The organism is Syntrophotalea carbinolica DSM 2380, from assembly GCF_000012885.1.
GTDB lineage: Bacteria > Desulfobacterota > Desulfuromonadia > Desulfuromonadales > Syntrophotaleaceae > Syntrophotalea > Syntrophotalea carbinolica.
This window is the reverse complement of record NC_007498.2, coordinates 2,786,879-2,801,004: the sequence shown is the minus strand read 5'-3', so window position 1 is coordinate 2,801,004 and position 14,126 is coordinate 2,786,879. Positions and strand designations below refer to the sequence as shown.

The following is a 14,126-nucleotide window of genomic DNA, read 5'->3' as shown; positions in this document are numbered from 1 at the left end:
AATAAGACTTTCTTTGTGGCTTAGGTGAGTAACGCGATCGCGCGCGAGAATGATTTTGGCCAGCATTTAAGGCTGACTTTAAATCGGTTTTTAGCCAGCCCCGAAATATGGGCTACAAAAAAAGGGACCGGCTGCTATTGCCGGTCCCTTTTTTCTTCTTTACTGGACGGTTTTATTTTTTGTTCAGCGCATAAACACTCAACTCGACCCGCCGGTTGCGCTGCCGTCCCTGGACGGTGGCATTATCGGCGATGGGGAAGGCTTCGCCGTATCCCTTGGCCTCAAGGCGTTCGGCTTTAATGCCGAAGTTGCTGATCACATAGTTGCGGACACTGTCGGCCCTGCGCTGTGACAGTGCGAGGTTGTAGGCATCCGAGGCAGTCGAGTCGGTATGGCCGGCGATCAGGATGCGGGATTCCGGATATTTGCGAATGAAATCGGCGCCGCGTTTGAGTTCGCTGTGATAGCGGGGTTTTATGTCCGCTTTGTCGACATCGAATTCGATGGCCAGGGTCAGGGAGATGGGGCAGCCCTGTTGGTCGACCATCAGGCCTGCCGGGGTGCCGGGGCACTTGTCCATCTGGTCGGCAACGCCGTCTTTATCGGCATCGCCCATGCATCCTTCCGTGTCCACGGGTGTATCCGCCGGTGTATCGGGGCATCGGTCATGAATGTCGGCGACGCCGTCACCGTCTTTGTCCAGAGCACAGCCCTGCTGGTCCACCGCAACGGAATCCGGAGTGCCGGGGCACTTGTCGCGGTAGTCGGGTACGCCGTCTTTGTCGCTGTCGAGGGGGCAACCGAGTTTGTCGACGGGAGCGCCTGCCGGGGTATCGGGGCAGGCATCATTGGCATCGATAATGCCATCCTGGTCCGTATCTTTAGGGACGACGCGAGGAGTCGCCGGTTGTTGGCTGCCGAACAGGTAGGTCAGACCGGCGGAATAGATGAAATTGTTTTCCGGATCCCCGAAGGCAAATACGTGACGCAAGTCGCCGCGCAGGGCCAGGCTGTCGGTAAAAAAGTATTTCAGGCCGAAGCCGTAATTGAAGAGCAGATCGGTTTCGCGGGCGCCGTGGTCAGGGTCGACGGTGATGCCGCCTATGCCGCCGGCCAGGTAGGGTACCAGACTGCTTTCGGGCATGAAATGGTACAAGGTGTCCAAACGATAAAGCAAACCGTCGACATCGCCGCTTTTGTCATGCTCATAGTCGGTGTTGAAATAGTTGAGAACGAACTCGGTGCTCCAGCTGTCGGTCAGGTTGTAGCCCAATCCGAGGCTGTAGGTCAGGTCGTCTTCAAGATCCTGGTCGCCTTCGAAGACATAGCCCCCCACCATGGGGGATATGGAGAAATCCTTTTTGGCGCGTGTCGCTGCGAGACCTGGCCAGGCCGACAGACAGAAAGTCGATATGCAGAGTGCAGTAACGAAGATACGAAAAATAGCGCTTTGCATTATATCCCTCCCGAGTTTGATCGCCGGGAATGTGTGCTTGATGACGGATGGGTAGAGTCGCTCTTTCATGTTAACATTTCATACTTTTAATTCAAGGTTAAAGTTTAGAAGTGCCAGGTCAGCAAAAGCCCGCCCGTTTGGCCGCGCGCACCAAATTCGCTGCGCGGGAAACGGAGATTTTTCGCAGAACGACCAAGGGTGAACCCCCAGAATAACATTAGATCCAGGTTGTCGGAAAGGGAAATGTTCAAGGCTGGGCGTAGCAGCCAGGAACCATCCTGGAGATTCACGATACCCAGGCCGGATAAGGTGACCAAAGGGTGGAGTTCGTAGGATGGGGCGAGAAGCAGGTAATGCTGCCCGAGCAAAAAGCTCAATCCCTCCCGGATGGGTGCCGAATTGAGCGCCTGCGGGTATTGGGAGGGCTTGTCGGCACCGGCTCCGTTGTAAAGATATTGGCCGGTGAACACCAGGCCGTTGCCGAACCGGTACCAGCATTCGAGGGCTGCTATGGCGAAAAAACGGTGCAGGTCTCCTTCGGGCTGGGAAACCTTTTTGCCTGAATAGGCCGCGGTTTCCATTTTGATGCCGATGCCTCCTATGTCGCCGGCAAGTCCCACCCCAACCATGGGGCGGTTTCGCAGTAGGCCTGTAATGGCCAGAATGTCGAGGCCTCGGGTATTCCAGGATAAGGTCGCCAGGCCGCTGCAGTCGTCGGCATGTTCTCCCATCACGGCGTAAGCACCGAGTTCACCGGTTTGCCCGATGTAATAACGGAGCTTCAAGGCGTCGACCCCCGGTCGGATTTCCGTGTCGAGGGCATCGGGTGCAAAGGGCGCGATCACGTCCAGAGGAGAAGCGAGCAGGATGCGGCCGAAGCCGATGGCTTGCCTGCCCAGTGACCATTCCAGATGAGAGGCTTGTCCGCTGAGGCACAGGCGGTCAATGTGCAGTTGTTCACTTACCGCGTGGTTTTCTCCCCAGGATGCGGTTAGGTCGACAGCACGTTGCCGGCCGTTTTCCGCGAATCCTGCCAGTCCGGCGGGGTGTGCCAGCATCAGGCTGGATTCGACGGCGGTTTCGAGAGTCAGGTTATGGGGCAAGTCGGTTTTCAGGGTCAGCCGCAGGTTGTTGGAGGATATTTCTCCTCCATCGGCCCAGCCACCGGGGGCCGGCTCAAGGTGAAGATAGAGTGATTTGAACCGGCCTCCCCAGGCGATGTCGCGGCCGTGGACGGAGAGGGGCACAAGTAAGGACAGGTATAACAGCAGCAGGATCCCGGCGTGCCGGGAGTAAAGATGGTGCCCGTTTCGCCTGACCGGTGCGGGCGGTCCAACGCTTCTCATCGCTGCTGCTTTCGATCATCTTCAAGCCGGCCATCCCTAAGCCGAATGATTCTGCGTGCCCGCGAAATCACCAAGGGGTCGTGGGAGCTGAAAATGAAGGTCGTGTGGCGCTGGGTATTGAGCCGATACATCAGGTCGAGCAGTTCTTCGGCGGTCTGGGAGTCGAGGTTGGCGGTGGGTTCGTCGGCCAGAATCACCGTGGGCTGCGGGGCCATGGCGCGGGCAATGGCGACCCGTTGTTGTTGCCCTCCGGACAGGTCCCTCGGCTTGCGGTTTTCCAGACCGGCAATACCCAGTTCCTTGAATAATTCACGGATGCGGTTGCGCCGCGTGGCTTTGGCAACGCCCTGCAGCATGAGGGTGAATTCGGCATTTTCCGCAGCGGTCAGAACGGGGATAAGGTTGTAGGATTGAAAGATGAAGCCGATATGATGCAATCTGAAATCCGCCAGGGCACGCGGATCGAGGGGCCCGACATCGCGTCCTTCGATCCTGACGGTTCCCGCCGTCGGTTGATCGATGCCGCCGACCAGATTGAGAACGGTCGTTTTACCGCTGCCGGACGGCCCGGCCAGCACCGTGAATTCGCCTTTGTCGATGGACAGGCTGAATTCGGACAAGGCGGTGACCTGCTGGTTGCCCAGTGGGTAGATTTTTTCGACGTCGGTCAGTTCGATAAGGGGCATAAAAACCGTCCTTTGTCCTTTGTCCTTTGTCACTGGTCACTGGTCACTGGTCACTGGTCACTGGTCACTGGTCACTGGTCACTGGTCACTGGTCCGAGTTGGTTATTGATTGGATACAAAGGACCAATGACGAATGACAAAGGACGCTTGCCTAAATATGCCTCATAGCCTCTGCGGGGGCCAGGCGGGCAGCTTTGACAGCCGGGTAGATGGTTGCTCCAAGGGCCAACCCCAGCAGATACAGGGCGATTTTCGCCATCCATGAAATATCCCAGATCGCCCGCAGAATGGGGTCGAAGATGACGCCTCCAAATTCGATGCTTTGCGGCATGAGTTGGCGAAGATCGATGCCGTGTGCGACCAGGTACCAGGTCAGCAGGGCTCCGAGCAGTGATCCGACGCACACGGACAGTGCCCCGAGAACCAGTCCCTCGGCCAGGATCATGCGGCACAGCCGGCCGCGTGAGGCACCGATGGCGAGGATGATGCCGAATTCCCGTACGCGCTCCATGACCGACATCAGCATAGTGTTGACGACGCCGATGGTGACGATCAGCAGCATAACGGCAAAGATGAACTTCTGACTGGCGTAATCGAGTTTGATGGAATCGGCCAGGTTCGGCATGGCTTCGTCCCAGGCTATGGCCTGTACCGCTGAGTTCTGCAATAGCCTCAACAGTTGTGGCATGACCGTGGCCTCGGCATCGGCCCTCGTCAGTATCAGGGCCAGTTCGTGAATCTGGCGAGGGAATCCGCCCATGGCCGCAGCGCGGTGCCATCCGACCATGACCAGGGAGTTGTCCACGTCGCGTAACCCGGTATGCACGACACCGCGCACCCGGAACAGTTCGCTGATGAGGTCGCCCTGGCGGTTCTGGGCAGTAATGACGAACTTGTTGCCTTCTGACAGTTGCAGTTCGGAAGCCAGGCGGCTGCCGAGCAAGGCATCGCGGCTTTCCAGACTTTGCGGCATGGTTGATGGCGGGAGATGCTGCAGAAAAGGATTGACGGCATATTCGCGGGCGGGATCGATACCGGTAAGCAGGATGCCGCGGCTTTCACGACTTGATTGGGCTAGTCCCGGCAGGTATACGCGTGGCAGCGCATGTGTGATCTCATCCATGCCGGTCAACTGTTCGATAAGGTCCGCTGCCTCGAAAGTCAGGACCTCGTCCCGTGAGCGATGATAATCCCCCCGGTAAAGGGCGATATGTCCCGAGCCGGCCCGTACGCCGCTGTCGACCATGCGTGCATAGGAGCCGACGGCCAGATTGTGGAAACCCTGCATCAGCATCAGACTGACGCTTAAGGCGATCAGGGTGATAACGCTGCGACGGCGGTTGCGCCAGAGGTTTTTCCAGGCCAGAATCAGGGTGTCCATGTTATTCCTCCCGCAGTGCATCGGCCGGCTGCAGTTTGGCAGCGCGGCGGGCCGGCAACCAGCCGGCCAGCACGGCAATGATCAGCAACAGGACAGCCGGCAGCAGGTAATTGCCCGCATCGTTGACCGCGTGCAATCTTGGTAAGATGGTGCTGCCGGCGTAGGTGATGGGTGTCAGGCGCTCGGACAGGTCGATGCCTACCCGTTGCATATACAGGGTCATGAGCTTACCGAGACTGCAGCCGATCAGCAGAGATAGCAGGCCCATGAGCAGGGTTTCGGTCAGCACCATCAGACGGATCTGCCCATGGCGCATGCCGATGGCCATCAAAACGCCGAATTCCCGAGTGCGCTCCATGACTGACATATAAACCGTATTGAGAATGCCCAGCCCGGTGGCCAGATAGAGTATGACGGCCACGATCAAGCGGCTTGCATCAAAGCTGGCGATGGCCTCGTGCAACTCCGGCATCAGGGCACCCCAGGTCATTGCTGTAAGTCGGCCGGGAAGTTCGGCGGCCAGTCGATGGGCAAGCGCCTGCGCTTCGCGCGGGTGACGGATACGCAGAGCCAGTTCGTGGATATGTTTCTCAAGCACCATCACATCCTGCAGCCAGGGCAACGGCACCAGCACCAGGCTGTTGTCGTGGGCTGCGTCGCCGGTTGCAAAAATGCCTGCCACGGTTAACAGGTCGTTGCCGATGGATCCGTCGGCGGCCTGGGTGACAAAGACCAGTTCGTCGCCCATGGCAACCCCCAGTTTTTGTGCCAGTCCACGACCGAGCAAGGCTTCGTTGGTTGCATCCGGTGCCGGGTAGCGTCCCATAATCAAGTGGTCCGCAAGATTAGTGACCTGCCGTTCGTGGCCGGGGCGGATACCGAGCAGTTCTGCCGGATAGGTGTTGTTGCCATGAGACAGCAGTCCGAAGCCGCGCAGACGAGGGGATACCCCCAGAACATCGGGATTACTTTCGAGGTGTTCGAGCAATCCCAGGGGGGGGACGAAGCCGTTGAACATCTCCCGATCCTGCTGATATCCGGGCATGGAGATGACCAGATGGCCGCGGTATTGTTCGGTGGCCGAGGCCAGCATATCCTGCAGCATGCCGGAGAATATGCCCAGCGCCAGGATCAGCAGGGCCAGGGAAACCACCATGGCCGACAGGGTCAGCAGGGTACGGCGTTTGTTGCGCCAGATGTTGCGCAAGGCCAGAGATAGCAGCATGTTCACCGCCGTTTCAGATTGCGCAGAGAAAAAAAGTCCTCCCGCAGCGGGAGATCGAACTCAATCCGATAGTATTCCAGAATGGTTTGTTCCTGCGGTTTGTCCACGGGCTGTACGACCATGCGCATGGGCAGGCGTCGTGAGCCGATGGTTTGTACCTGGTCGAACAAAATTTCACGGACCAATGCCATGTCTTCATCGAAATAGGCGATACGTTGTGGTACGCGGTCCATTTTTCCGACCTGGTAGATGATTTTGCCCCAGACGACAGCCGCATCCGGTTTCGGCTGCCCTTCAATGCGCCAGAAACGATCGGTTTCGCTCAGCAGCGTGAAGTCGTAGTCCTGGTCGATATGGGACTGTTTGACCAGATCGTTGTTGGTGATATGGCTGCCCATCCAGGCCCCCCCCATCATGGACGGTGGGATTTTAATCACCCGGTCGACTTTGGGCAGGTAATTCCATACCTCCCGGCCGCTTTTAAGGGTGGCAACATCCCGCTCCTTGGCCGGTTCGAGGATGCGGATCAGAAATCGGTCGCGCCCCAGGGACCAGGCTTCCATTTTTAAGCTCCGTTGCCAATGCTCGGTGCGTACCTGCATGCGCATGAGGGCCTGGGAGGAAATGCCGGTATATTGATCTTCCACCTCGCGGATCAGGGTGCGCAGGTCGAGTTCGGGTGCTGCCGGAGCGTTGCAGGGAGGCACCAGCATGATTATCAGGAAAACAAGCAGCATTATTTTGTATGACATCATTATCGGACCTTGTCGGGCACGCAAAGGCAAGATACCTTTCAAGTATAAAAGGGAATTGCCGGATGCAAAGATGCGGCAGGCATTTCCGGCGGGATATCCGTCAGCCCTTGACCGCAGGCAGGGCCTGCATTACATTGTCCGCCACCCGAATCAAATCCTATAAAGGGAGTAATTATGAGTAAGACGGAAAAACCGGGGACCGGCGGCACCTCCAAGCCGACAGTCTCTTTGCCTTCTTTGGCACGTGATCCTCGTCTTTTCGGCAGCCTTTCGCTTTCGGAACAGAAGGAAAACGTGCGTCGCGCCGATGCCTCATTGCGGTACCGCATGATTCTCAATGCTGCGGATGGGGGTGCGTTGGTGCAGTCGCTGGCGTCCCAGGATTTGTTCTTGACCATCAAGGAACTTGGCCGGGACGAGGTTCCGGAGCTCGTCGCCATGGCGTCCGGTGAGCAGTTGACGTCCTTTGTCGATCTGGATTGCTGGCGCAAGGATCAGATCGATGCGCCGGAGGCTTTGCATTGGCTGGCCCTGGCCATGACCGAAGGCGAAGAAAAAGTCCTGCAGGTGGCGCGGTCCGTGGATTTTGAGCTGCTGGTGCTGGTGATGCGAAAATTCGTGCAGGTTTTGCGCGGCGCCCAGGCCTTTGAGGATGAGGACAACCCTGTCGACCAGTCCAAGTGCATTGGTGGTTACGAACTGGAGATGCTGCAACCGAAGTATGCGCGCCTCGTTCGAAGCCTTCTGGATTGCCTTTATCGTCTGGATCAGACTTTTTATAACTATCTGATGGATGTGTTGCGCTGGGAGATACCGTCCAGTCTTGAAGAGAATGCCTTCCAGTCGCATTGCGATCGCTTGCAGGATCTCGGTTTTCCCGACCCCTCGCAGGCCAGAGGAATCTATGCCTGGATCGATCCGGAAACCTTCGATGCCGATCAGTATCGGCGTTATCCCGGCGTTGCCGAAAGCGAACCGGCTCCCGGATTCGTGTTGAGCGTGGCGCGTCCCAGGGATCTGCTTGCCGAGGTACTGGCCTCGGGCCTCGACGGCGATACCGGCTGGGAGCTTACCTATCTGGCCAACAAAGTCCTGGTTGCCGAGGGTATCGATTTCGGCGAGAGGAAGCAGCTACGAGGGGCCATCGAACGCGTATACGGTTATCTCAATCTGGCTCTTGAACATCTTTGCCATACCGATGAATCCAAGGCCGTGCGCCTGTTCAACGAGACGTATCTGCTGCCCCTGTTTCGTCTCGGTTACAGCCTGACCCTGCAATTGCAGCGACGTGCCCGGCGTTTGCTTGACTCCTCCCTCGGCCCATGGCTCGATGGTCACTGGGCAGCCACCGTCGAAGTGCTTGCCAAGGGGCATCCTCTTTATCCCCTGGTTCTCGATGCGGCATCCAGCGAAGATGTGCGGCCATTCCAGAATCTGTCCGATGTGCGGCGGGTCAAGGAGCTGTTGGCCACGCTGGAGGCCACCTGCAGATTATTCGAAGAACATTTTCCCTTTCAGTTGCCGGCGCCGGATGATCTCGATCTGAGCGGCTGCCAGCCGGAACAGATGCAAGCGGTAGGTTTGCGCCATTTTTTCCTCACGGCTCTTGCCAATCGGTTGCTGGGCAGAGCTTTTGATCCCACGCCGTTGCCCGTTGCCGAGTTGGCTGTTTTGCACGGTCGGGTTTGTCGGGACAAGGAGTTGTCGGCAGGTTTGCAGGAAGAAACGCGGACCTGGTTATGCACCGTGGAGGAAAACGCATGGCCTTTTGCCGAGAGCTGTCTGCAGTGCTGGGATACAACCTTGTGCCCCTTGCGCGCCGATATGCTCGATCCGCGGTTTCTGGACGGCTTGTTGGTTCGCGGGGCCTGATGGCACTCCTTTGGCGCGCCGCGCTATGCAGCCGGGGATGAATATAAAAAGAAGTTGATTTTGCTCTGTCGTTATGTTAGTTAGGTTGAACTAATAAACGACAGGTCATGCACGCTTCGATGAAATTCCTCAGGATGGTTGCATGGCCACTCCGCCGGGTATGACGGCAAGGCTTAGGTAGTGTTGGCGCACGCGCGAGATCAAAGGAGTGACCAAAATGGCAGAAGGTGTGGTGAAGTGGTTTAATGACGCCAAGGGGTTCGGTTTTATCGAGCAACAGGATGGTCCGGACGTGTTCGTACATTTTTCGGTGATCCAGGCTGAAGGGTTCAAAAGCCTGACTCAAGGCCAGCAGGTTGAGTTCGATATTATCGAAAGTCAGAAAGGGCCTCAGGCGAATAATGTGATTAAGCTGTAGGGGGCTGTCCGCCTCTGCAAAAATCGGCAGGTAAACGACAAAGCTCCGCGCATATGCGCGGAGCTTTGTCGTTTAAATCAGTGGTTGGTGGTTGGGCAGTAACTCTCATTACAGGCTTTGACCTGGATTTTACTCGTCACTAATCACCAATCACCAATCACCAATCACTGGTTTGCCTGTTGGCCGGTTTTCACCAGGCGGGCTACCGATTCCACATGGGCAGTCTGCGGAAACATGTCCACGGGTTGGATTTCAGCCGTCCGGTAGCCAAGTTTCTGAAGCTCCGCGAGGTCGCGGGCCAGGGTATCGGGATTGCAGGAAACATAGATGATGGTGCGCGGTTGTAGCTGCGTTACGGCTTGCAGAACTTCCACATCGCAACCGCTGCGGGGCGGGTTGAGGACCGCCGTCGCCAGGGACGGCAAATCCACAATCAGATCCTGCAGGAGCTCTGCCGTGTCGCCGGCCAGAAAACGGCAGTTGGCAAGATTGTTCATGGCCGCGTTCTGTTGCGCGTTGCGCACGGCGTCCTCGACCATTTCGACGCCGATGACCCGTCCGGCGTCCTGGGCCAGGTGCAGGGCGATGCCGCCGATTCCACAATACAGATCGAGGGCGAACTCATGGGATTCAAGGGCCGCCCAGCGACGTACCAGAGCATAAATGCGGGCCGCCTGCGCATGATTGACCTGGAAGAAGGAAGTCGGTGAAATGCGCAGCCGAATATTGCCGACCTGGTCGAATAGATCGGGCTGGCCCACCATGCGCAGGGTTTCGCGCCCCATGATGACATTGCCGCTGGAGGCATTGACGTTCTGCTGTACCGATACGACTTCCGGAATCTTGCGTGCGACCCATTTGGCCAGTGCCGTGATGCGTTTGTATTCCCGTTGGGCCGTGACAAAGGTCACCATGGCCTTGCCGGTAGCGGGGCTGACTTTGATCAGCAGGTAACGCAGCAGCCCGCGGCGGGTAACGGGGTTGTAGAGGTAGATGTCCTGCCGTGCGATTTCCTCCCGTACCACTTCGACGATGCGGTTCACCAGGGGATGGTGCAACGGACAGGCGCCGATATCGGCAACCTCATGGCTGCCGCGCCGGTACAGGCCGATGACAATGCGGCCGTTACGACGCGCAACAGCCAGCTTGGCGCTGGTGCGATAGCCGAGGGGTTCTTCGGCCGCAAGGATGGGCGAAATATCCGTCCCTTTCAGCTGCGGATAGGCGTTGAGAGCCTCGCGTACCTTGGTCTGCTTAAAGTCCAATTGGTCGGCATAGCCCATGGACATCAGGGAGCATCCCTGGCAGTCGCGCAGGCTCGGGCACGGTGACGGCTTGCGGGCGGGACTCTTGGTCAGCAAGCGGCGAAACTGGCCGATGATACGGCGTTGTCCCTCATGTTCAACAGCGACGCAGACTTTTTCGCCAGGCAGGGATCCGGCCACCAGGACCTCCTTGCCCTGGTATCGGCCGATGCCGATACCATCGTCGTTAAGCTGGTCGATAGTGACTTCTATAAGCTCTGCGGACGGCTTGCGGCGCGCGCGCGCGGGCTTTGATCTGCTTTGTTTTTGTTTAGGCATTGGGTTGTTTTCCGGTTGTTTGGGCTTTATTGTTAAGTTTGCCGGCACCATAAATCGTTCTCAGGTCAGTGTCAACGGCTGTTTTGCCTGCTTGACTTCGGTCTTGGCGGGTCGTAAACTCGAGCCGCTACAGCCCGTAAGCGGTTTGGTTCCTTTCCGTTGCAAAGACTGTTCTTTGCTTGCTTCTCGGCGGATTTTCATATTTCGCCCGAGGAGGTTTGTCCTTTTTGCGCGCTATGAGTCCTTTGTGGTGCCAAAAGGATAACAGGTTTTGCAGGATGATTGACTGAAACATCCTGTGTAAGCAGACTATACATACATATATACACCATGGTTTCGGGCCCATAATCCGGCCTGTTTTTTTTAGGAGTAACTCTTATGAGACGCGTTTCCCGACGGATTCAACTCGGCAATGTCGCTATTGGCGGCGATGCGCCCGTATCCGTGCAATCGATGTGCAGTACCTCGACCAGCGATGTGACGGCAACCCTGGAGCAGATCCGACGTCTCGCCGAAGCCGGTTGCGAAATCGTGCGCTGTGCGGTGCCTGATGAACAAGCCGCCCAGGCATTGTCCGCTATTCGCGCCGAATGTCCCATACCGCTGGTGGCCGATATTCATTTCGATTATCGTCTGGCCCTGACCGCTTTGCAAAGCGGCGTTGACGGCCTGCGGCTCAATCCCGGCAATATCGGAGAGCGTTGGAAGGTCGAAGAGGTGGTCAAAGCCTGTGCCGAACGTCATGTGCCTATTCGTATCGGTGTGAATGCCGGTTCCCTCGAAAAGGAGTTGCTGGAGCGCCACGGGCATCCCACCGCCGCGGCCATGGTCGAGAGCGCCCTTGGGCATATCCGTATCCTTGAAGATCTGGGCTATCAGGATATCAAGGTGAGTCTCAAAGCTTCGGATATCCGCCGCACGGTCGAAGCTTATCGACTGCTTGCCGCTCAGGTCGATTATCCCCTGCATATCGGTATTACCGAAGCGGGCACGACCTGGGCAGGCACTATCAAGAGCGCCGTGGGGCTGGGGGCGCTGCTGTACGATGGTATCGGCGACACCCTGCGCGTTTCCCTGACCGGCGACCCGGTGGAAGAGGTGCGGGTCGGTTGGGAAATACTCAAGTCTCTGGAGTTGCGCGAGCGTGGTCCCGTGTTCGTCAGCTGCCCCACCTGCGGACGTTGTCAGATCGATCTGATTTCCGTGGCGGAAGAGGTTGAAAAACGCCTGCACGATTTGCCCCTGACCATCACCGTTGCGGTGATGGGGTGCGTGGTAAACGGCCCCGGGGAAGCCCGCGAAGCCGATCTCGGCATCGCCGGTGGCAAGGGCCAGGGGATACTTTTCCGGCATGGCGAGGTGGTGCGTAAAGTGCCTCAGGAAGAACTGGCCGATGCCCTGGTCGAGGAAGCCTGGAAACTGGTGGAGGAGGCGTCTTCCGGCCGCTGAAACTTGCGATCTCAAACCGTATTTGGCTCAGGAAAATACCGGCCGATTTCCGTTGTAACTGGAAATCGGCCATTTTTATGGCTTACTTAGTCTGATAATATTCAGGCTGCCGATGAAAGATCAAAAAGTTTTTGACTCTGTTTTGGTTTTGGTCAATTATTGCCGATCGGCGGAAATACGGGCTTTTATCTGGTTTTATGGAGATCTTTGACAGGTTGCGGCGTCGCCTGGTCAATCCGGATTGCAAAGGAACCAGATATTCACAGAGGAGGCAAGGTGCTGACCGACACGCAGGCGTGGCAACATTTGCAGGAACACTACCGGAAAATATCCCCGTTGCACATGCGCGATCTGTTCACACAGGATTCTGAGAGGTTTCAACGTTTTTCCCTTTCGTTGGAAGATCTTTTGTTCGACTATTCCAAAAACCGTATCAACGATCAAACCGTTAAACTGTTGTGTGACCTCGCCCGCGAGCGCGGCCTCGAGGATAACATCGCCCGGATGTTTGCGGGAGAACCGATCAATTGTTCGGAACAGCGACCGGCCCTTCACGTGGCTTTGCGCAACCGCTCCGGCCGCGCCATCCATGTTGACGGGGAAGATGTCATGCCCCGGGTCAACGCGGTGTTGGCGCAGATGCGCAGGTTCGTCGAACAGGTCCATTCCGGTGCCTGGCGCGGTTATACCGGTGAGCCGATTCGCGATGTGGTCAACATCGGTATCGGGGGCTCCGACCTTGGCCCGCGCATGGTGATGGAGGCATTGACGCCTTACCATCACCCTGGCATAAGGGTCCACTTCGTTTCCAATATCGATCCGGCCGAGCTGCTCGATACGCTAAAGGACTTGCAACCGGAGACGACCCTGTTTCTGATTGCCTCCAAGACCTTCGGTACGCAGGAAACCCTGGCCAATGCTCATGCCGCCCGGGACTGGTTTATGCGGGCTGCCCAGGGGGCGGAGCATGTCGCGCGTCATTTCGTGGCCATTTCGTCTCATCGCCAGCGGGTGCAACAGTTCGGTATCGATCCGGACAACATGTTCACTTTCTGGGATTGGGTTGGCGGCCGTTATTCGCTGTGGTCCGCCATCGGCCTGTCCATCGCCCTGGGCGTGGGCATGGATCGTTTCGAGGAACTGCTGGCCGGTGCCCATGCCATGGATGAACATTTTCGCAGTGCACCGCTGGAGAAAAACCTGCCGGTCATCATGGGGCTTCTGGGCGTCTGGTATATCAATCTTTTTGGTACCGCCAGTCAGGCCATCGTACCCTATGCCCAGCATCTGAAGAGTCTGCCGACCTATTTGCAGCAGGCCGATATGGAGAGCAACGGCAAAGGTACGACCTGCGACGGTGACAGCGTGTCCTTCGATACCGGTCCGGTGGTCTGGGGCGAGCCCGGAACCAATGGGCAACATGCGTTTTTTCAATTGCTGCATCAGGGGACGCGACTGATACCGGTCGATTTTCTGGTGCCGGTGCGCAGCCATTATTCCCTCGCCGAAAACCATGACATACTGGTGGCCAACTGTCTGGCCCAGAGCGAGGCGCTGATGCGCGGGCGTACGGAGGCCGAAGCCGTGCAGCAAATGCAGCAGCAGGGGCTGGACGACGCGACTGTTCTGCGTCTTGCTCCGCATCGGGGTTTTCCCGGCAACCGGCCCAGCAATCTGTTGATGTTTGATCGGCTTACCCCAAGGACCCTCGGCATGCTACTGGCCTTGTATGAGCATAAAATCTATGTCCAGGGGGCTTTGTGGGGGATTAATTCCTTCGATCAATGGGGGGTGGAGCTCGGCAAGCAGTTGGCCGGAGCGATTCTTACGGAGTTGCGGGAAGAGGATCCCACGCAGGGACACGATGCCTCGACGGCAGCTTTGATCCGTCGTGTATGGGGCAAGCAGGTTTTACCGGTTTGAATTGAACTCTGCCATTGATATGGCGGCGTTCG

Annotated in this window: 11 protein-coding genes; 4 read left to right on the top strand and 7 right to left on the bottom strand. The window is 57.4% G+C overall.

What is annotated here, in order from left to right:
* Nucleotides 1-172: 172 nt before the first annotated feature.
* From PCAR_RS13005 to PCAR_RS12980, 6 genes are all read right to left on the bottom strand, one after another.
* Entirely contained in the window at nt 173-1,456 is a 1,284-nt protein-coding gene (locus tag PCAR_RS13005; protein ID WP_011342139.1) for an OmpA family protein, read from the bottom strand.
* Between the two features lie 104 nt (nt 1,457-1,560).
* On the bottom strand, nt 1,561-2,802 hold the full coding sequence (locus PCAR_RS13000; protein ID WP_011342138.1) for a hypothetical protein: 1,242 nt from the start codon (nt 2,800-2,802) through the stop codon (nt 1,561-1,563).
* Nucleotides 2,799-3,488, bottom strand: a complete 690-nt coding sequence (locus tag PCAR_RS12995) for an ABC transporter ATP-binding protein (RefSeq protein WP_011342137.1) — start codon at nt 3,486-3,488, stop codon at nt 2,799-2,801. The genes PCAR_RS13000 and PCAR_RS12995 overlap by 4 nt, the downstream gene beginning before the upstream one ends.
* A gap of 151 nt (nt 3,489-3,639) precedes the next feature.
* Entirely contained in the window at nt 3,640-4,869 is a 1,230-nt protein-coding gene (locus PCAR_RS12990) for an ABC transporter permease (protein WP_011342136.1), read from the bottom strand.
* Nucleotide 4,870: 1 nt separating this feature from the next.
* Nucleotides 4,871-6,094, bottom strand: coding sequence for an ABC transporter permease (locus PCAR_RS12985; RefSeq protein ID WP_011342135.1), 1,224 nt, complete (start codon nt 6,092-6,094; stop codon nt 4,871-4,873).
* 2 nt (nt 6,095-6,096) lie between these two features.
* Nucleotides 6,097-6,831: an outer membrane lipoprotein-sorting protein gene (locus PCAR_RS12980; RefSeq protein WP_148204347.1), complete on the bottom strand. Its 735-nt coding sequence runs from the start codon at nt 6,829-6,831 to the stop codon at nt 6,097-6,099.
* A gap of 192 nt (nt 6,832-7,023) precedes the next feature.
* On the opposite strand from PCAR_RS12980, the gene PCAR_RS12975 reads away from it, so the two are divergent.
* Nucleotides 7,024-8,721, top strand: coding sequence for a DUF6178 family protein (locus PCAR_RS12975; protein WP_011342133.1), 1,698 nt, complete (start codon nt 7,024-7,026; stop codon nt 8,719-8,721).
* 217 nt (nt 8,722-8,938) lie between these two features.
* Nucleotides 8,939-9,139, top strand: coding sequence for a cold-shock protein (locus tag PCAR_RS12970; RefSeq protein ID WP_011342132.1), 201 nt, complete (start codon nt 8,939-8,941; stop codon nt 9,137-9,139).
* A gap of 164 nt (nt 9,140-9,303) precedes the next feature.
* Here the strand turns inward: PCAR_RS12970 and rlmD are convergent, their stop codons facing one another.
* Complete coding sequence (gene rlmD, locus PCAR_RS12965) at nt 9,304-10,722, bottom strand: 23S rRNA (uracil(1939)-C(5))-methyltransferase RlmD (RefSeq protein ID WP_041531379.1); 1,419 nt, start codon at nt 10,720-10,722, stop codon at nt 9,304-9,306.
* Between the two features lie 378 nt (nt 10,723-11,100).
* Between rlmD and ispG the strand changes: the two genes are divergently transcribed.
* Together ispG and pgi are read left to right on the top strand one after the other, a co-directional pair.
* Nucleotides 11,101-12,171 (top strand): flavodoxin-dependent (E)-4-hydroxy-3-methylbut-2-enyl-diphosphate synthase, encoded by a 1,071-nt coding sequence (gene ispG / locus PCAR_RS12960; RefSeq protein ID WP_011342130.1) that lies wholly within the window; start codon nt 11,101-11,103, stop codon nt 12,169-12,171.
* A 276-nt stretch (nt 12,172-12,447) separates the two neighbouring features.
* Nucleotides 12,448-14,094, top strand: coding sequence for a glucose-6-phosphate isomerase (gene pgi / locus PCAR_RS12955; protein WP_011342129.1), 1,647 nt, complete (start codon nt 12,448-12,450; stop codon nt 14,092-14,094).
* Nucleotides 14,095-14,126 lie beyond the last annotated feature (32 nt).